The sequence below is a fragment of the Chitinophaga eiseniae genome, from assembly GCF_012641265.1.
Taxonomy (GTDB): Bacteria; Bacteroidota; Bacteroidia; order Chitinophagales; family Chitinophagaceae; genus Chitinophaga; species Chitinophaga eiseniae_A.
In genome coordinates this window covers 275,489-295,671 of record NZ_JABAHZ010000002.1, presented here as the reverse complement: position 1 = coordinate 295,671, position 20,183 = coordinate 275,489, and the positions used below count along the sequence as shown (strand labels likewise).

The window sequence follows — 20,183 nt, the reverse complement described above, 5'->3', positions numbered from 1 at the left end:
CATGATGTGGCGCAACTATCTGAAAACGGCATTGAGAAATCTGGGAAGGCGTAAGCTATATACTGCTATTAATGTATTTGGTTTGGCGGCGGGCATTGCCAGCTTTATATTGCTCACCCTTTATCTGCAGAATGAATGGACCTACGACCAATTTCATACCCACGCCAATGAACTATACCGCATCAGGCTCGACTATGGCGAAAGAGATCAGCCAGTTACCCACACGGCCATGAATCCCAGTGGACTGGGCCCGGTGATGAAAGACTTTCCCGAAGTAAAGTATATGTCGAGGGTATACCTGGAGGCTACTACAGTGAAGGTAGGGGATAAAGCCGTGAATGAAAAGAAGTTCATTTATGCTGATCCTGCTTTTTTCCAGATGTTTTCTTTCCCGTTGCTATCGGGAAACACAGCTACTGCATTAAACGGGCCTAATATGGTAGTATTGACTGCTACTATGGCCCGGAAATATTTCGGAACCACGGATGTAGTAGGTAGAACGCTGACCATTAATAACGGGAAAAGTTACCAGGTTACCGGCGTATCTGTTGATCCTCCGTCTAATACGCACCTGAAGTACGATTTTGTGGCCAGTTATGCCTCCATGGGGAAAAAGGACAGCTGGAATGCGCCTAACTATTTCACCTATGTACAGTTAACAGATAAAGCCACTGCAGCTGGGCTACATAAAAGACTGGCCAACTTTATACAGGAGATGATGAAAGGACAGACAAGAAGTGGTGCTACCCTTGATTTTGTGCCAGAATCTGTGCCGGCTATTCACCTGCATTCCATCGCAGACAATTCCATCGAACCTGGAGGAGATATCCGCTACAACTACATCCTCACCGTAGTATCGATCTTACTGTTATTGATAGCCTGTATCAACTTTATGAACCTGGCAACGGCCCGTTCGGCCGACCGCAGCCTGGAAATAGGTGTGCGCAAGGCGCTGGGGGCCATACGGATGCAATTATTCTGGCAGTTTATTGCGGAGTCCTGCCTGATCACCTTTTGTGCGATGGGCGTGGGGATTTTGCTGGCGGCGGTATTGCTGCCGTATTTCAATAACATGACAGGAGGCGCATTGCGCTTTACGAATGGGTATACGCTGTATGTTTTGCTGGGAGCTGTGTTTATGGGCACTACTTTTCTGGCAGGTACTTACCCGGCATTATTCCTTTCCGGTTTTCGTCCGGTGCAGGTACTAAAGGGTAGGATTATGTTTGCAAAAGGAGGAAATATCCGCAAAACGCTGGTGGTATTTCAATTTGCCGCTTCTGTTTTCTTTATCATCTGTACGTTGGTAGTGGGACAGCAGCTTCATTATATTCAGCATAAGAAATTGGGGCTGGATAGAGCACAGGTGCTGGTATTACCTGGCGCTGGTTTTACTCCTGACCAGCTGACCTTGTTTAAGAGCAGGTTATTACAACAAACAGGTATTAAGGAGGTAAGCGCCTCCTATGATTCACCGGTGGCGGTGGGGGGTGGGTATTCGATTTCCGCGTTTGAGGGTAAGCCGGCAGATTACAGCATGAATATTACCGCGATCCCTGTGGAGAAGGATTATCTGCGCACCATGGGTATCAGGCTGGTAGCTGGCGCAGATCTGACGAATGCAGATATACAGGATGTTTTAAGAACAGACAGCGCGAAAACTAATCACTTCTTCCTGAATGAAACGGCTGTTTACAAGCTGGGGCTCAAGCCAGATGAAGCTGTAGGTAAGCGCCTCTCATTAAATGGCCGGGAGGGTACCGTAAAGGGAGTAATGAAAGACTTCCATTTTGCTTCCATGAAGGACAAAATAGCGCCGATTATTGTTTTTCCTGAGTATAATTACTTTGGACAGGTATTGCTGAAAACCTCCGGCGGCAATAATCAGCAGGTAGTTGCTGCGATAGAAAGCCTGTGGAATCAGTATCAGTCGGGAATCCCTTTCGAATATCACTTTATGGACGAAGACTTTAACCGGTTGTATAAAGCGGAATTTAGCACCAGCAACATATTGCGTACATTTTCCACTATAGTAATACTGGTGTCTTGTATGGGATTATTGGGGCTGGCGGCATTTACAGCCGAACAACGTACCCGCGAAGTGGGTATTCGTAAAGTATTGGGTGCTTCCGCGGGTAGCGTAGTAATGCTGTTGTCGAAAGATTTTATCAGGCTGGTATTATGGGCGCTTTGTATAGCGGCGCCATTGGCCTGGTATGCTATGCATCACTGGCTGGAAGCATTTGCTTATCATGCTGCACTGAGTGTATGGACTTTCCTGTTGGCAGGAGTGCTGGCTATCGCCATTGCGTTGCTGACGGTAAGTTTGCAGTCGGTAAGAGCTGCGCTGGCCAACCCGGTAAAAAGTTTACGATCCGAATAAAACCAGGCCATTACTTTTAATTATATTGCTTTGCCGAAATGCAGCAATATCAATATTTATCTAAAAATTAACTGATCATGATACAATTGCAGAAAATTTCCAGGCATTACCCGGTAGGATTCGGAAAGAATTATATTTTGAAAGATGTTGACCTCACTATTAACGAAGGAGAGTTTGTGTCTATCATGGGGCCTTCCGGTTCTGGAAAATCTACATTGCTGCATATCCTGGGATTGCTGGAAGAACCTTCCGAAGGACAGTACCTCTTTGAAGGCGAAAGGGTAGATAAGATGAATGAGAAGAAACGGACCCAGTTGCACCGTGGTGCTATCGGGTTTGTTTTCCAGGCTTATCATCTCATCGATGAATTAACTGTATATGAAAACATTGAAACCCCATTACTATATAAAAACATACCCTCTTCTGAGAGAAAGAGCCGGGTAGCAGACGTACTGGATCGTTTTAATATGGTAGCTAAGAAAGACCTGTTCCCCAATCAATTGTCTGGCGGGCAGCAACAGCTGGTGGGTATTGCCAGGGCTATAGTAGCCGAACCCCGGGTGATCCTGGCCGACGAGCCTACCGGCAACCTGCATTCCGACCAGGCAAAGGTGATTATGCAACTGTTCAAACACCTGAATGAACAGGATAAAATCACGATCGTACAGGTAACCCATTCCGATGTGAACGCCACCTACGGCAACCGCATTATCCAGCTCAGGGATGGCAATATTTTGCCATAAACCGGCGGCTTTTAAGAATTATGTAAAAAAAAGACTATGTTGTACACTCAATTAGTCAGGTATACAGCCATACCTACTAAATTTTTACCTTCTATCAAGAAGGGTGGAATAGTAATCTCACAATTATTATATTTTTGGAATGTTATGAGAACATCCCGAATAGCAGGAGCAATCCTGATCTTATTGTTTGCTAACATATCAGCCGCTGTAGCACAGGATACGTGGAGTTTACAACGCTGTGTGGATTATGCCCTGCAACACAACCTGACTATTAAACAGCAGGAGGTACAAAAGCGTTTATCCGACCTTACCTTGCAACAAAGCCGGTTACAAATGATCCCCGGCTTTAGCGGACAGGCACAGGGAGGATACTCAGATGGTAGGACCCCTAGTTTGGGAAATAACCAGTACGTAAACCAGACAGTGTTCTCCGGTAGTGGAAGCCTGAACATGCAAAGCAACCTTTTTAGCTGGTTTTACCAGCAAAGAACGATTGCCGCCAACCGGTTGGATGTACAGGCCAATAGTTTCCTGCTGGAAAAAGCCAGGAATGATGCCGCCTTCAACGTGGCTACGGCCTTCCTCCAAATTTTATTGAATATCCAGACGGTAAAAGTTAACGAGGAAAACGTAAAGCTCACCAACTCTAACCTGGGAAATACGAAGAAACTCGTGATTGCCGGCTCTGTTCCGGAAAGTAATCAGGCCGACCTGGAAGCCCAGCTGGCGCAGGACAGTACCAACCTGGTAACCGCCCAGAATAACGTGATCCTTTCGATACTCCAGATCAAGGCCTATCTTAATCTTGGGTTCGAGATTCCGTTTGAACCGGAAGTACCAGAAAATATTACATCTTTGCCACTGGCTCCCCTGCAGGAAATGGCGCCAGAAATGGTGTATAGTGCGGCTTTAACCACCTACCCGCTGGTAAAAGCAGATGAACTGAAAATCCACAGCGCAGCGAAGGCATATCAGGCCACCAAATCACAATTGTATCCTAGTCTCAGCCTGGGAGGTACGTTATATACCACTTACGCAAACAACTATTACGATCAGACCGGGAAGTTGTTTCCGTTTAAAGACCAGATTGATAATACCTATAGGAAATCAATAGGATTAACCCTGAATGTTCCGATTTTCAATGGCTGGCAGCAGCGTACCAACGTGGCTAAAGCAAAAGCGAATGTGTATAACCTGGAACTGACCCGTGACCTGGATCACCAGAAGCTGAAACAGGACATCTATACGGCGCATGCCAATGCAGTAGCTGCCTTACAGAAATTTAACGCCTCTGTTACCGGGGTGATGGCCGCACAGAAAGCTTACGATTTTGCTACCAAACGGTTCAATCTCGGGCTGATGAACACCATTGACTATATTACAACACAAAGTAAATTGTACAAAGCACAGGTAGATAAAGTAACCGCGCAATACGATTATATATTTAAAATGAAGTTACTGGAATTCTACAGGGATCAGAAAATATCACTGTAGCGATGCCGGGAAATTAAATTGCTTTATGAAGAAAAAGACACTTTATTGGCTCATAGGCATACTTGGTTCACTCGTTATTTTACTCATGGTACTGAAAGCGTCCGGAGTGATTGGTAAGGAAGAAGGGATTAAAGTTGCTGTTGAAAAGGCTGCCAACAGGAATATCATTGAAGTGGTGACTGCCAGCGGAAAAATTTACCCCGAAATAGAGGTAAAAGTAAGCTCCGATGTATCCGGTGAAATTACCGATCTCCTCGTACTGGAAGGGGATTCCGTTAAAAAAGGCCAGGTACTGGCCCGCATATACGCAGATATCTACGGGTCAATGGTAGATAAAGCCGCCGCCTACGTAAGTCAGCAACAGGCCCAGCTGGCCAACACCTCCGCCGCTTTAAACTCTTATAAAGCCAAACTGGCCCAGAGTAAAGCAGCATACGAAAGGAACAAGGAATTGCTTAGCCAGAAAGTGATCTCAAGATCAGAATTTGAGACCGCAGAAGCTACTTACCTGGCTACCCAGGCCGACTATAATGCATCCCTGCAGCAAATCAATGGTAATAAATTTGCGATCCAAAGCGCCAAGGCCGATCTGAATGAAGCCAACAAAAACCTGGGTCGTACCACGATCTCGGCACCTATGAGCGGAATTATTTCCCTGCTCTCCGTAAAGAAAGGCGAACGCGTAGTGGGTACAGCACAAATGACTGGTACCGAAATGCTGCGAATTGCTAACATGAGTACCATGGAAGTACAGGTAGATGTAGGCGAAAACGATATCCCGAAAGTAAAATATGGTGATACCGCCATTATTGAGGTAGATGCTTATAACAACCGCCAGTTTAAAGGAATCATAACACAAATTGCCAGCTCCAGCAAGGGTGCAGCTACTGCTACCGTTACCACCGCTTCTTCCGCAGAACAGGTAACCAGCTATATCGTACATATCCGTATCCTGCCGGAAAGCTACCAGGACCTGATCACGCCGGGTAGCAGAACATTTCCGTTCCGCCCGGGCATGAGCGCCAGCGTAAATATCCAAACCAGGCATGTCAACAATGTACTGGCTATTCCTATCAACGCTGTATCTACCCGTGATTCATCCAATGCCCATGGGGATAAGGATAAAAAGAAGCAGGATGATACTACGCCCGGTTCTTCCGCCAATACCAAGGTGGCAGTCAACGAAGTGGTGTTTGTATTGCAGAAAGATGGGACAGTGAAAATGGTAACGGTAAAAACAGGCGTGCAGGATGACGCCTGGATCCAGATCCTTTCAGGGATTAATGAAGGCGACCAGGTGATCAGCGCACCTTATACAGCGATTTCCAGGACCCTGGAAAATGGCAAAAAAGTGAAGATAGTACCTAAGTCTGAGCTGTTTGAAGGCCAGAGTAAGTAGGGATAAGATATCTCGTATACGTCTTTGTTGAGGCGAATGATCCGGAAAAAACCGTCCGGGTCATTCGCCTCAATAGCTTTGTGCTTTCCGCATTCTGCTTATATTGCACAAAAAAAGCATCGTGAGCAAGAGCATTGGCATTATTGGCAGCGGAAGCTGGGCTACCGCACTGGCAAAAATTCTGACAGACAACGGGCACCCTATACATTGGTGGATAAGGAATGATGAAACTATCCGCCATATGCAGCTGCGGCATCATAATAAGCATTATCTCACCTCTGTATACTTTGATACCAGCCTGCTATCGCTCAGTAGCGATCTGCCAGCCATGGTAGCTGCCTGTGATGAATTAGTGCTGGCTGTACCTTCGGCTTTCCTGGAAGATGTATTAAGCCTGTTGCCCCCGGATGCGCTGCGCAATAAGAAAATCATATCTGCCATTAAAGGCCTGGTGCCCAGCAATAATGACCTGATTGGACAATACCTCTACAAGCAGTTTGAGTTACCGGCTAATCAATATTTTACCATTACAGGCCCTTGCCATGCAGAAGAAGTGGCCAACGAAAAATTATCTTATCTCACTTTTTCAGGCGCTTCATTGGAAGCTACCCAGGCAATTGCAGACAAATTTACCGGCAGCTTCCTGCAAACGATCGTCAACACAGATGTGGTAGGCGTGCAGCTGGCAGCGGTATTAAAGAATATTTACGCCCTGGGGGCTGGTATTGCCCATGGACTGGAATATGGAGATAACTTCCTGAGTGTATTAATCACCAACTGCTTCCGGGAAATGCAAAGCTTCCTGGAAAAATATGAAGAGCAGAAAGCGGCGGTGGCCGGAACATCCCAGATGGTGCATAATTACAGCGCCAGCGCTTACCTGGGCGATCTGCTGGTTACCTGCTATTCGTTACATAGCCGTAACCGTACTTTCGGTAATATGATCGGAAAAGGCTACAGCGTAAAGGCTGCCCAGCTGGAACTGAATATGGTGGCGGAAGGTTATTACGCAAGTAAGTGTATGTATGAAATGAACAGACAGATAGGCGCTTATATGCCGGTAGCGCAGGCAGTATATGCCATTTTATGGCAACAGGTACATCCTTCAGAAGCATTCCTGTCGCTGGAGAAAGGGTTTATCTGATCCCGGTTTTCTTGTTCCGCCCCGTTATTCCGCGGGGCGGAACGGGAACGCGACTAAAAATCGTCGTAATCCTCATAGTTATCTTCCCCAATTTTTATAATAGCCCGTACATTGGGAAAGTACTGTTTGATCAGCGTGGCTATTCGCGTAGAAAGATATTCATTTAGTACCGGCCCCTCGTAGTATTCTATCTCATTGGTTTCATCTGAAATAATGTATTCCGTGATGTTGCGGTCTATAATAGCCTGAAATCTGCGTTGCTTTGGCAACTTCCTCAAATTGATTTTGGTAGGTACCCCATCTACATTAAATGTACATGCAATGTTTCTCATAGCGCCTTGGGTTTAAATGAAAAAAGGAATGGTAGACCTGTGTAATTTAATGGTAGCCCGGAATGCTTACTCCAGCTAAAATAAGCTGAAATGGACAAATGAGCATTTTTGTTGCTGATATATTGGTTAAATAATGTCATTTGTGCTAAATATAAGTGGCTAATGATTGAATTATATTACAATTGTAATTAATTATGTTTATAGACACTGTTAATTAAATGTAAATACCCTATCGTATTATCTCCAGAATGGCTAAAAAACGGGGAAAAAAGTGTGGAATTAATTCTACGGTTCTGATAGTCATAAACGGCGGTAACCGCGTAGGGACGGCATTGGATTGATATTTGAAACATCCAATGTCCCGATCCGGAAGGGAAAACAGGCAATTTGATAACTGGTTTAGCTAAAAATTGTTACCATGAAGAGAACCTTGCTTTTTGTCACTTCTTACCCACCACGCGAGTGTGGTATTGCAACGTTTGCACAGGACCTGGTAAATGCAATGAATAAAAATTTCGCTGGCAACCTGCAGATTGAAATAGCAGCGCTTGAAGAAGCCGGCAAAGCGGCCAATGTAATACAGCCGCCGGTTAGCTATACTGTTAATCCCTTTGATATTGACAACTGTATCGATTTTGCCCAGCAGATTAATGAGAATGATAAAATAGACCTGGTATGTTTTGAGCATGAATTTGGGCTATATGGTGGCGAATATGGACATAACCTCCTGGCCATGCTCTCCTTGCTCGACAAACCTTTTATTGTGCGCTTTCATACCGTATTACCTTATCCCGACCTCAAATGCATGAAGGTGGTAAGCCTTATCAGCGAATTGGCGGCAAAGGTAATTGTAATGACCCGTTCCTCGGCTGAACTGCTGCGCCGCGTATATCATGTACCCTCCGATAAAATTGTGCACATACCACATGGTACCCATGCATATATTGTAGAGGACATACCCACACTGAAAAAACAATACCAGCTGGAGGGCAAAATGGTGCTCAGCACCTTTGGCCTGCTCAGCGAGAACAAAGGCATTGAAACAGGTATCCGGGCCATGACGGAAATTGTAAAGCAATATCCCGATGCCATTTACCTGGTGCTGGGAAAAACACACCCGGTGGTTTGTGCCAGGGAAGGAGAAGCGTACCGGAATTCCCTGGAACAGCTGGTAAAAGAATTGAACCTGGAAAATAACGTGAGATTCGTCAATGCGTATCTCTCCCTCAAAACACTGCTCGATTACTTGTCATTAACGGATATTTACCTGTTTACTTCTAAAGACCCGCACCAGGCGGTAAGCGGTACTTTTGTATACGCTATGAGCGCCGGTTGCGCGGTTATTTCCACCTCTTTTGTACAAGCCACTGAAATGCTGGAAGATGGCGCGGGCTGCCTGGTAGATTTTAATAACCCGGAACAGCTGGCGTCTGCCGCATTGCAGTTGCTGGGCAACCCGGAGCTGCGCCTGCAAATGAGCCAGTCGGCCATCGAAAAAACACGCAGCTCGATATGGGAAAATGTAGCCCTTACCCATATGGGCATCATCAGCGAGATCCTGGCAGAAGACAAAATATTGCCTAACCTGCCCCCTCCGTACCTCGATCATATTGATCGCATGACAGACGCATTTGGAATGCTCCAGTTTTCCAAACACGATGTGCCCGATCCTGAGTATGGCTACACACTGGATGATAATGCCCGGGCGCTCATCGCCATGTGTATGTATAGCACGGAATTAAGGCCCAGCACCTTTGTGAATTCATTATGCCGGAAATACATCGATTTTATAGGCTATTGCCAGAAACCCTCCGGGAAATTCCAGAACTATGTGGATATCCATGGCCACTTTTCTCCCATGAACGGGGAAGTAAACCTGGAAGATGCCAATGGCCGGGCGGTTTGGGCCCTGGGATATACCATGGCTTATCACCAACACCTCCCGTTTGAAACGGTCCAGGAAGTGCTGTCACGGTTTCGCCAATGCTTCCACTGGATACCAGCCATCCGGTCGCCCAGAGCTATCGCTTTTATCATTAAGGGTTTATACTATTTTCTGCAATATAAATCCGGTGGAAGAGCAGCGGAATTGCTGGAAAATCTGGCGTCCAAACTATACGGCTATTACCAGGGAGAATCAGATGATACCTGGCATTGGTATGAGTCCTCACTGACCTACGGCAACGCCGTATTGCCGGAAGCGATGATGATGGCTTATCATGTAGCCGGAGTGGATGCCTGGCGTAAAACCGCAGAAGACAGTCTTACCTTCCTTTGCAATAAAACCTTTACGGACAGTCACATGAAGGTGATCAGCAACAAAACCTGGTATCATCGCGACACCCGGTTGCCGCTGGAGGAAGGCGGGGAACAATCCATAGAAGTGGCTTATACGATGCTGGCACTGAATACATTTTATAATATCACAAAAAACAATTCATACCTGGAAAGAATGCGTCTGGCATTCAGTTGGTACCTGGGAAATAATCATCTGAAACAACTCGTTTATAATCCACTAACTTACGGTTGTTATGATGGCCTGGAAAAAAACAATATTAACCAGAACCAGGGCGCCGAATCTACCGTTTGTTACCTGATAGCCAGACTTTTGATGGAACAGTGGAATAAACATAAATATGTTACAACGAGACAAAAGAACCTGGAGCCCGCCCGACTCGGGTTCAACTGATAGTAAAATGAAATATCCCAGTATTCTGATTATTGATGACGAGCCGGATATATGTAGATTATTGCAGCTTACCCTCGTCCGCCATGGATATACGGTCAGGTATGTACATGAACTGGGGGAAGGATTGCAATCGATCTTTAAGCATCAGCCGGATCTCCTTTTCCTCGATATACACCTCCCGGATGGCTCGGGGCTGGAGGCATTGCCTATAATTAAGGAAAAATGCCCCTCCTTGCCCGTTATTACCATCAGCGCGTACGACAATGCCATGGAAAAGCAAACAGCGTTGAATGCCGGCGCTGCTTTTTTCCTCGCTAAACCTTTTAGCGTCAAACATGTTGATGAACTAATAGACAATATTAAATGCTGATGAAATGCCGCTTATTTTTAATTAGTAATTTTATCTAGCTATTCTGTTGCCAATTACCACATATTAAAGAAGTATGAAAAATATCCTGATTATAGATGATGAAATTAATATCTGTACCCTCCTGAGTAAATTTCTCGGGAAGCATGGATTTGATGTGGATACTACCATGACCGGCGGCGCCGCATTGAAAATGATGAAAGAGAAAGCCTATGACCTGGTACTTTGTGATTACCGGCTCAAAGATACAGATGGCGCCCAGCTGCTACAAGATATTCACCAGATCAATCCCGCTACGATCGTTATCATTATCACCGGTTATACTGATGTAAGAGTGGCCGTGGAAATGGTGAAAAACGGTGCCTACGACTATCTTTCCAAGCCACTGTACCCCGATGAAATTTTAAACCTGGTACATAAAGCTTTTGCGCATAAAGAAGCGGAACAGGAACGACAAGCCGTAAGGCCTGTAGAATCAGGGTCGGAACCGGAAATGCGGGAAACCTTGCTTTCCCGCAATCAAAGCGATAAAAATGATAAATACGTGTATGGCGAAAGCCTGGGCGCCAAGGAACTATTCCGCCAGATTAAGCTGGTAGCGCCTACCGACTATAGTGTGATCATCTTTGGCGAAACCGGTACAGGCAAGGAATCGGTAGCACACCTGATCCACCATCATAGCAAAAGAAACCAGCAACCCTTTGTAGCACTGGATTGCGGAAGCCTGTCGAAAGAATTGGCCGCCAGTGAACTATTTGGCCACGAAAAAGGTTCCTTTACCGGTGCTATCAATACCAAAATCGGTGCATTCGAACAAGCACAGGGAGGTACCTTATTCCTCGACGAAATTTCCAACTTGTCTTACGATATCCAGGTAGCCCTGCTCCGGGTATTGCAGGAAAAATTGATTCGCCGCGTAGGCAGCCTGAAAGAGATTCCCATCGATGTACGCATCATCGTAGCCTCCAATGAAAAGCTCTCTGAGTCTGTACAACGGGGTAAATTCAGGGAAGATCTTTTTCACCGCCTGAACGAGTTTACCATTTACATTCCACCGTTGAGAGAACGTCGCGAAGACCTGCCACTCTTTACTTCTGCCTTCGTAAACCAGGTGGAAAGAGAACTGGATAAATCCTGTGGTAAGATCTCTGCAGAAGTGTGGGATTGTTTCAGGCAATACAACTGGCCAGGTAATATCCGTGAGCTGAAAAATGTGATCAGGAGGGCCTGCCTGTTAACACCTGAAATGGAAGATATTACCATGTCGGCATTGCCGCTTGAAATGAAAGAAGCATTTACCCAAACACAGGAAGAAGTGCAGATCTCCGGCGAACTGGCCCTGCTTTCCAATGATAACGACCTGAAAACAGTAGCGCTGCAAGCAGAGTACAACAAGATTATTAATGTGCTGAAAGAAGTGAAATACAATAAAACCAAAGCTGCCCAGGTGCTGAACATCGATCGCAAAACACTGTATAATAAATTGCGCTTGTTGAATATTAACTACTAAGCACAACATATATCACAGAGGTGAATGGTCCTGATAGTTTTAATAACTGTACGGATTATTCACCTTTGTTATTTGTCTTCAGACTTTCTGCTCCTTCGAAAAGCGGCATTGTAATGGAAAACGTGGTTCCTTTACCTGGCTCACTCTCCACGTTGATGGTTCCTTTGTGATTAAGCAATATATTTTGGGTGCTGGTAAGGCCAAGGCCGGTGCCTTTGGCTTTGTTGGTATAAAACGGGTCAAACAACCTGCCCAACTTGTCTGACGGAATACCGATTCCATTATCGGCAATCTGTAACCTGGCCCTGTTTTCTTGTGTTCGTGTAGTAGTCACCGTTAGGATTCCTTTTCCTGATGCCATCGCCTCTATAGCATTGATAATGATGTTAAGAAAGGCAATCACCACTTTTTCCTCGTCTGCATTGATAATAATATCCGAAGATACCAGCTTGCGCTCTACCTGTATGTCGTTGAGCTGCAACCGGTCCTGCGACAGTAATAATGCTTTTTCTATCAATTCATTAATGCCATGGGGATCCGTATGTAATTCTATCATCCGTGTGCTGTGCAGCAGTTCTGTAATCAATTGATTAATCCGTGTACAGTTGCGCTCTATGATATCCGTATATAGCACAGCATCATTGCTGGCCACAATGGGGTCTTCGTCCTTAAATTGGCTTACTGCCAACAGGATGTTGGTAAGCGGGTTTCTTACTTCGTGTGCAATCACCCTGGCAATACGCCCGGTAATGACAAATTTTTCCCGGTGTTGTTTTTCCTGTTCTTCTCTTTTCTTCTCCGTAATGTCCTGTATAACACAGAGAAATATCTGTGCTGCTTCGTCCAGCATTACCGCATTGATATGTACCATCATTTTTTTTGCGGTAGCGGTTTTAAATTCATATTCGAGGCTGGAGGTACTGCCGTCGTGACAGATATTATTTAAAAATAATTCACTTTCGTCGACAGAGAGGAAAAGGTCCCGGAGGTGTAATTGTAATATCTGTTCCCGGCTGTATCCAAATGCTTTTAATGCAGCGGGATTAGCGTCAATAATATTCCTGTCGCAATCCGCCAGTATAATCAGATCATGGGCTTTTTCGAAGATGCCGTAATATTTTTTTTCACTTTCTTCAATTGTGCGGCGATGGTTGTATTCGTCCAGGGCGTAACGAATAGACCTTTCCAGCAGGTCGGCGGTGATTTCACCTTTTACCAGGTAGTCGTAGGCGCCTGCCAGCATGGCTTCCCGGTCAATGTGGTAGTCGCCTTTACCGGTAAGCATAATTACAGGCAGCTGGTTAGGCATCTCCTGTACGCGGCGCAACACATCAATACCGGTATTAGGTCCCAGGCGATAATCGACCAGGTATACATCATGTTCATCGCTTTCAAGGGCGGCAATTCCTTTCTGATAGGACGGCGCCCATTCGATCTCATACTGGCCGGGGGAGATATCTTGTAATAGCTGTGTAACCAGGAAGAAATCGTCCTCATCATCATCTATCATTAAAATTCGGATTGGGCGCTCACTCATTGGCGTAGATTAGCATGTTTGCAATAGAATGACAAATTTACCAGCAATAAGGATGCTAGGCTTTGGGGTCGGGGTGTGCTTGCTTTTGTTTCAATGGTAGCGTTACAACGAAGGTGGCGCCTTCATTAGGGATGCCATAAGCCTGGATAACCCCGTTATGACTATCTACAATCTTTTTACAAATAGCCAGTCCTATACCGGTTCCGGTGTATTCGCTAATGCCGTGCAGGCGCTGAAAGATGAGGAAAATACGTTCGGCATAGGCCTGGTCAAAGCCAATGCCGTTATCTTCGAGGCTAATACGGCAAAAAGTATCAGCCCATTGACTCTCTTTTACAATACCTGATTCTTTACCCGTTAAGAGTTGGTGGTGTATCTGTATCTCCAATCGCCTGTCGGGGCTGGCAAACTTAATAGAATTGGCCAGCAGGTTTTGAAACAGCTGATGGAATGAGGTGTCGCTTCCTTCAATCACCGGTAGCTGGTCGTATTTTACCAGGGCATTCTTCTCTTCCAGCGTCACTTCCAGGTCGCTGAGCACTTCTTGTAATAACTGGTTCATATCTACCTGGGTAATACTCTCCGGGGTAATACGCCCGGCCCGGGAAAAAATCAGTAAATCATTAATCAATACCCTCATGCGGGAAACAGCCGATACCATGCGCTCTATCAATTGACTGGCATCGGGAGGCAGCTGTTCTTTATATTTCATCTGAAGCCGGTCGCTAAACGTTGATATCTTCCGCAGGGGCTCCTGGAGGTCGTGTGAGGCCACGTAAGCAAATTGCTCCAGTTCCTGGTTGGTTTTATTCAGGAGAGAAATATTCTGCTGTAAATCCCGTTGGTACGACTTCATCCTGCTTTCTATATACAGTTGCAACCTGAACTCCCGGGTAAGCGTGATATAAGAATAGATGCCAATGATAATGGCTACCAGGGAGGATATAAAGATCATGGGCACCCACATGACCGCAAAAAAATGGAACAGCTCAGATTTCTCCTGTACCAGGCTTTCCTCAATTTTGATCATATCCCTCACTTTGTTGTCGATGAGGTCCATAGATCGCTCGCCTTCTTTTACCGAGGAGAGTTGATTCAGCTGGGCGGATTTTTCGCCGCCTAATTTTAGTTGCCGATATTTAATGGCCAGCAGCTGCCGAAGGGTATCCAAATGCCGCTGCTGTACGAGGTTGTCGGCAGTTATTTTTCTTAACAGCTGGTATTCTTTCTCAATCCTGTTACTGCGTTCCGCCATACTGGGGTCCAGGAATGTACTATCTTTAGTGAGATTGTAGCCCCTGATAGCCGCTTCTGCTTCCTTCAGTTGACGGGTAATTACCTCCAGCCTTTTAGATACTTCTATAGCATGATTAAGTCGCCCGGCATTGTCTAGCAGGTTTTTAGCCACGAGGTAGGAAAACACCGAGGCCGCGATAATCACCGTAAATGCAATAAAAAAGCCGAGTCGTATCTTTTTGTGTACTGAAAAATGCATCTGACTTTAAGGGATGTTGAGAAAGCATTTGAAGTTACTATTTATACATGGAATTCGGGATTAAAATATCCTTTGGGCTTTAAATCACCCACTGAGCAACATATTCCACAGAGTGGTTTATAATTCTACGAGCTCAGCAAACTTTTGCAGCAATCACTTAATGCTGAGGTGGAATTATCCGTTATCCCTTTATAGTGAAGCATTTAAGCCAATCTGTTGCCAATACTCCAATAAACTGTGCATGGCTGGAACGAACTTTGGGCCATCTTTCATATCGTTACGTTCACCAAAAAAAAAGACCATGAATAAACCGGAAAGAAATAAAGAACCAATACCAGATCCTGGAACACCCGATAAACAGCAGCCGGGAAAAGAAGAACCTACGCCGGTACAACCGCCACCGGTACAACCACCACCGGATAAGCCGGAGCTGGATCCCATTCCAGAGGAATTGCCCGGGCGGGAGAACCCATATAAACCGGCAGACCCGCAGGGACAAGCCTTTGACAAACAATCTCCAATAACATAACCATTTTCTTAAATTAAAAATCTGTTACCATGCCTACTAGTAAATCCGCCGGTAACGGCAATACCAGAAAAAATACCAGTGATAAAATGGAACATTCAAAATTCCATGAACTATTCCTGGAAGAGTTGGAAGATATCTATTGGGCCGAAAAAAATTTGGTGAAGGCATTACCCAAAATGCAAAGTGCTGCCTCCTCAGAAGACTTGAGTAACTGCATAGGAGACCACCTGGAGCAAACGAAAGGGCATGTAACCCGTTTGGAGCAGGTATTTGAGCTGTTGGGTAAAAAGGCCCGGGCAAAAAAATGTGAAGCCATGGAAGGCCTGATCGCAGAAGCACAGGAATTGCTGGGAGACACCGAGGAAGATTCCGCGGTAAGAGATGCGGGGATTATTATATCCTCCCAGAAAATAGAACATTATGAGATTGCCGCCTATGGTAGCTTGTACACACTCGCCAATACCATGGGACACCCCGATGTAGCCAAAATACTGGAACAAACTTTACAGGAAGAAAAAAATGCAGACAGCTTTCTTACTGAAATAGCTGAATCTACTGTAAATGAAGCCGCTTTGGCCGAGTAATAAAGTATGTTAAACGGAACGTTACCTGGGCTCCCTCAAGTGGGGAGCCTTTGTTGTGATGGCAACAACGGGGAATATCTGCGACAGGTTGATGAATGGCTATAAATAAATACCCCTCCGCCGTAAGCGGAGGGGCACAATAAGTAATCTGCTTTATAATTTCCCAAATAAAAGACTAAAGGCTAAGCCCGTTATGCAAACAGGAGCTGTTCCTCCCGGTCTTCTACCTTTATTTTCTTAATAAACTCGTCAAATCCCGCTTCTTCGTGTGAACTGTAGGCGCCATAAGCATCCAGCACATATCCCTTCTCTCCATCCTTATCTTCCAGCACATACAGTACAGAGGAATCAGAAGGGTCAGATTCTCCTTCAAAGCGGTATGTTTTAATGATGGTCAGGTCTTCCGGATTATAAATTTTTTGTGCTTCCGTATTCTGTAACCTCCCGTGATCACTCATCTTCAGTTCATGGTCAAATCCGCGCTCATGTAGTCTTTCCAGTACCCTGGATAAAGTTGTCATTTCACCTGGTTTTTCCATAAGAAAAGGTTTTAGTTAACCTCAAAAAACCAAAAGTTATGCCGCGATGTTTTAACATAGTGGTACTATTTGTGTTTACTTTTTTACATATCAAAACCTTTATACTATGCGTGCAATATGGTCAGGATCTATAGGATTCGGGTTAGTAAATATTCCCATAAAACTATACAGCGCCACCCAGGACAGCCGGTTAGACCTCGATATGCTCGACAGTAAAACACTCGCCCATATCAGGTTCCTGCGTGTAAATGAAAACACAGGCAAAGAAGTGCCCTGGGAGCAGATTGTGAAAGGATATCTCTATAAAGATGAATATGTAGTATTGGAAGAAGAAGACTTTGAAGCAGCCAGTCCCAAGAAAAATAAGATCATAGAAATAGAATCGTTTGTAGAAGAAACAGATATAGATGATATCTATTTCGAATCTGCCTACTTTGTAGAGCCCGCAAAAGGAGGGGAAAAGGCATATGCCTTACTCCAGCAATCGCTGGAAAAAAGCGGTAAAGCAGGGCTGAGCCGGTTTGTACTGCGCTCCCAGGAGCACCTGGCCGTAATCAGGCCCCGCGAAAATTACCTGTTGCTCCAGCAATTGCGCTTTGAAGAAGAAGTAAGGTCGTCGGCAGACCTGGCGCTTCCTTCCAGCGTAAAACTATCTAAAAGAGAGTTAGATATGGCCATGGAACTGGTAAAACAATACACCGCCAAATTTGATATCACGCAGTATAAAGATGAATACAAAGCAGAGCTCCTCAAAATAATAAAAGCCAAAGCCAGTGGCAAGAAGCCGGTAGTAAAGAAAATGCGCGTAGTACATACCAAGAGCGATGATTTGTTTGAGCAGCTGAAGGCCAGCCTCGGTAAGCCTGCCGCTAAAAAACGCGCCTCATGAGCCTTGTAAAATATAAGCAAAAACGGAATTTCTCCAAGACTGCCGAACCCGAATCCGGTAAGAAGGGAAAGGCCACCTCGCATATTTTCGTGGTACAACGCCACCATGCATCCAGGCTGCATTACGACTTTCGCCTGGAGGTAGATGGCGTGCTTAAAAGCTGGGCCGTGCCCAAAGGTCCTTCTATGAACCCGGCCGACAAAAGACTGGCCATGGAAGTGGAAGACCACCCTTACGATTATAAAGATTTTGAAGGCACTATTCCCGCCGGTAACTACGGTGCAGGTACCGTCTATATCTGGGACAAGGGCACCTTTGAAATACTCCATCCAAACGGTAACAGCTTTGACAAGGAAGCACTCCGTGAAATAAAATCCGGCGATCTGAAAATAGTGATGAAGGGAAAAAAACTAAAGGGAGAATTCGCGCTGGTAAAAATGAAAGGTAAAGAAGATAATGCCTGGCTGCTGCTGAAACACAAAGATGAATACGCTGTGTCGGAGTATAACAGTGAAGACTATACGCCGGAAAAAGTAAAAGCCCAGGGCTTAAAGGAAAAAGCTGCGATGAAACAAGCATCGAAAAAGAAACCCGTTATACGGGCAAAAACAGCTCCCGCTGCAGCTCCCGCCAAACAGAAAAAAATTACCGGCGGCCACCCGGTAAAGAAACGTTATAAACCCATGCTGGCTACCCTGGTAAATGAAGCCTTCGATGGGGAAGAGTGGTTGTTTGAAACAAAGTGGGATGGCTACCGCGCTATCGCTGCAGTGGAGAATAACAAAGTGAGTTTATACTCCAGGAATGACAAATCTTTTTTAAAAGACTATCCACCAGTAGTGGCCGCCGTGGAAAAAATTTCGCATACGGTCGTACTGGATGGGGAAATTATGGTGCTGGATAATAAGAACCGGGCCGACTTTCAAACCTTACAACACTATACCACCACCGGTAAAGGCCACCTCGTATACATGGTGTTCGATCTCCTGCACCTCGATGGATATGAGCTGCAACAGCTATCCCTGCTGGAACGGAAAAGTTTGTTGAAAGACCTGTTGTCAACACTCAACGATGATACCGTTCGCTTTTCGGAACATGCGCTGAAAAACGGGACTAAATTTTTTGAAAAAGCCCGGAAACTCCAGTGGGAGGGCATCATCGCCAAGAAAACAGATAGTGCCTATGAAGAGGGCAGGAGGGGCATGTCGTGGCTCAAAATAAAAATAGTAAATGAACAGGAAGCCCTGATCTGTGGTTATACAGCCCCACGGGGCAGTCGCAAGAAAATAGGTGCGCTGGTATTGGGCATCTATGAAAACAAAAAGCTGAAGTATATAGGACATTGTGGAGGTGGACTCAATGAAGCTACTATCAGCGAGCTATACAACCGCCTGCAGCCACTCGTTACCAAAACCTCCCCGTTCGCGGAAAAGGTTGCCACCAATATGCCCGTTACCTGGGTAAAACCTGTGCTGGTATGCGAAGTAAAGTTCCAGGAATGGACCAGCGACAAAATTATGCGGCAACCTATTTTCCTGGGGCTGAGAGAAGATAAGCCTGCAAAGGAGGTACAGCCGGAAATAGCAAAACCGTTGACCATGACAACAACTGAAAACCAGCGTATCCTTACGTTAAACAGTAAAAAGGTAACATTAACCAACCAGTCGAAATTGTACTGGACAAAAGAGAAAATTACGAAGGGGCAATTGATCGACTATTACCTGTCTGTGGCTAAATACATACTACCTCACCTGAAAGACAGGCCAGAGTCGCTGCATCGCTTCCCTAACGGCATCGACAAACCCTCCTTTTACCAGAAAGACCTGGACCTGGAACAAACGCCCGACTGGATCAAGAGCGTCCCCCTGCACTCCGGTTCCACTGGTAAAGACGTGGATTACCTGGTATGCAACAACGAAGCATCGCTGGCTTATATGATCAACCTGGGTTGTATTGAAATCAATCCCTGGCTGTCGCGTTTAAACAGCCTGGAGAACCCTGATTTCATTGTGCTGGACCTTGATCCCGAGCATATAGATTTTCGTTATGTAGTGGAGACGGCAGTACATATTAAAGCCGCATTAGACCGGTTTAAGGTACAGGCTTTCTGCAAAACTTCGGGGTCCACCGGCTTGCACATTTATATTCCCACCGGCGCGAAAGTGAGCTATGACACCAGCCGTCTTTTCGGCGAATATATTGCCAGGCATGTAAATGCCGAACTTCCCCGTACCACCAGTGTTATCCGGGCAAAAGCATCCCGGGATAAACGGGTATACATCGATTACCTCCAGAACAGCCGCGGACAAACCGTGGCGGCGCCTTACTCGGTAAGGCCCAAACCCGGTGCTACGGTGTCTATGCCGATAGATTGGAAGGAGTTGAATGACGACCTGCGCATGAGTGATTTTGATATCCACAATTCACTGGACCGGCTAAACGAAACCGGTGACCTATGGCAGGATATCAATAAGGTAAAAAATGATTTGCGTAAAATTATCCGGGAGATGGAAGGACAGTAGCCGATTTTATGCCTGCACAAAACAACC

The 20,183-nt window shown here is 45.6% G+C and carries 16 protein-coding genes; 12 read left to right on the top strand and 4 right to left on the bottom strand.

Translation table 11 applies throughout. From position 1 onward, the window contains the following. Position 1 precedes the first annotated feature (1 nt). The 5 genes from HGH91_RS08785 to HGH91_RS08765 all read left to right on the top strand — a co-directional run bounded on the left by HGH91_RS08785 (position 2) and on the right by HGH91_RS08765 (position 7,163). A complete protein-coding gene (locus HGH91_RS08785; protein WP_168738096.1) occupies positions 2-2,383 on the top strand; it encodes an ABC transporter permease in 2,382 nt (793 codons plus the stop codon). A 77-nt stretch (positions 2,384-2,460) separates the two neighbouring features. Continuing rightward, positions 2,461-3,126, top strand: a complete 666-nt coding sequence (locus tag HGH91_RS08780; RefSeq protein WP_145661347.1) for an ABC transporter ATP-binding protein — start codon at positions 2,461-2,463, stop codon at positions 3,124-3,126. A gap of 144 nt (positions 3,127-3,270) precedes the next feature. Beyond that, a complete protein-coding gene (locus tag HGH91_RS08775) occupies positions 3,271-4,620 on the top strand; it encodes a TolC family protein (RefSeq protein ID WP_168738095.1) in 1,350 nt (449 codons plus the stop codon). A 25-nt stretch (positions 4,621-4,645) separates the two neighbouring features. Continuing rightward, complete coding sequence (locus tag HGH91_RS08770; protein ID WP_168738094.1) at positions 4,646-6,019, top strand: efflux RND transporter periplasmic adaptor subunit; 1,374 nt, start codon at positions 4,646-4,648, stop codon at positions 6,017-6,019. Positions 6,020-6,140: 121 nt separating this feature from the next. Beyond that, entirely contained in the window at positions 6,141-7,163 is a 1,023-nt protein-coding gene (locus HGH91_RS08765; RefSeq protein ID WP_168738093.1) for an NAD(P)H-dependent glycerol-3-phosphate dehydrogenase, read from the top strand. A gap of 53 nt (positions 7,164-7,216) precedes the next feature. On the opposite strand, the gene HGH91_RS08760 is transcribed toward HGH91_RS08765, so the two are convergent. Continuing rightward, positions 7,217-7,495 (bottom strand): hypothetical protein, encoded by a 279-nt coding sequence (locus HGH91_RS08760; RefSeq protein WP_145661336.1) that lies wholly within the window; start codon positions 7,493-7,495, stop codon positions 7,217-7,219. 418 nt (positions 7,496-7,913) lie between these two features. On the opposite strand from HGH91_RS08760, the gene HGH91_RS08755 reads away from it, so the two are divergent. From HGH91_RS08755 to HGH91_RS08745, 3 genes are all read left to right on the top strand, one after another. Beyond that, positions 7,914-10,184, top strand: coding sequence for a glycosyltransferase (locus HGH91_RS08755; protein ID WP_168738092.1), 2,271 nt, complete (start codon positions 7,914-7,916; stop codon positions 10,182-10,184). A 7-nt stretch (positions 10,185-10,191) separates the two neighbouring features. Continuing rightward, positions 10,192-10,554 (top strand): response regulator, encoded by a 363-nt coding sequence (locus tag HGH91_RS08750; RefSeq protein WP_247651693.1) that lies wholly within the window; start codon positions 10,192-10,194, stop codon positions 10,552-10,554. A 73-nt stretch (positions 10,555-10,627) separates the two neighbouring features. Further along, positions 10,628-12,061, top strand: a complete 1,434-nt coding sequence (locus tag HGH91_RS08745) for a sigma-54-dependent transcriptional regulator (RefSeq protein WP_168738090.1) — start codon at positions 10,628-10,630, stop codon at positions 12,059-12,061. Positions 12,062-12,116: 55 nt separating this feature from the next. On the opposite strand, the gene HGH91_RS08740 is transcribed toward HGH91_RS08745, so the two are convergent. After that, entirely contained in the window at positions 12,117-13,571 is a 1,455-nt protein-coding gene (locus tag HGH91_RS08740; RefSeq protein WP_168738089.1) for a hybrid sensor histidine kinase/response regulator, read from the bottom strand. Positions 13,572-13,653: 82 nt separating this feature from the next. Continuing rightward, positions 13,654-15,093, bottom strand: coding sequence for a sensor histidine kinase (locus tag HGH91_RS08735; RefSeq protein WP_168738088.1), 1,440 nt, complete (start codon positions 15,091-15,093; stop codon positions 13,654-13,656). 301 nt (positions 15,094-15,394) lie between these two features. Here HGH91_RS08735 and HGH91_RS08730 point away from each other — a divergent pair, with 301 nt between their 5' ends. After that, positions 15,395-15,622: a hypothetical protein gene (locus HGH91_RS08730; RefSeq protein ID WP_168738087.1), complete on the top strand. Its 228-nt coding sequence runs from the start codon at positions 15,395-15,397 to the stop codon at positions 15,620-15,622. A gap of 29 nt (positions 15,623-15,651) precedes the next feature. After that, positions 15,652-16,206, top strand: a complete 555-nt coding sequence (locus HGH91_RS08725) for a ferritin-like domain-containing protein (protein WP_168738086.1) — start codon at positions 15,652-15,654, stop codon at positions 16,204-16,206. 191 nt (positions 16,207-16,397) lie between these two features. On the opposite strand, the gene HGH91_RS08720 is transcribed toward HGH91_RS08725, so the two are convergent. Then, entirely contained in the window at positions 16,398-16,745 is a 348-nt protein-coding gene (locus HGH91_RS08720; protein ID WP_168738085.1) for a hypothetical protein, read from the bottom strand. Between the two features lie 106 nt (positions 16,746-16,851). Between HGH91_RS08720 and HGH91_RS08715 the strand changes: the two genes are divergently transcribed. Beyond that, positions 16,852-17,634, top strand: coding sequence for a Ku protein (locus HGH91_RS08715; RefSeq protein WP_168738084.1), 783 nt, complete (start codon positions 16,852-16,854; stop codon positions 17,632-17,634). After that, positions 17,631-20,156: a DNA ligase D gene (gene ligD, locus HGH91_RS08710; protein ID WP_168738083.1), complete on the top strand. Its 2,526-nt coding sequence runs from the start codon at positions 17,631-17,633 to the stop codon at positions 20,154-20,156. Before HGH91_RS08715 ends, ligD begins: the two co-directional genes overlap by 4 nt. Positions 20,157-20,183 lie beyond the last annotated feature (27 nt).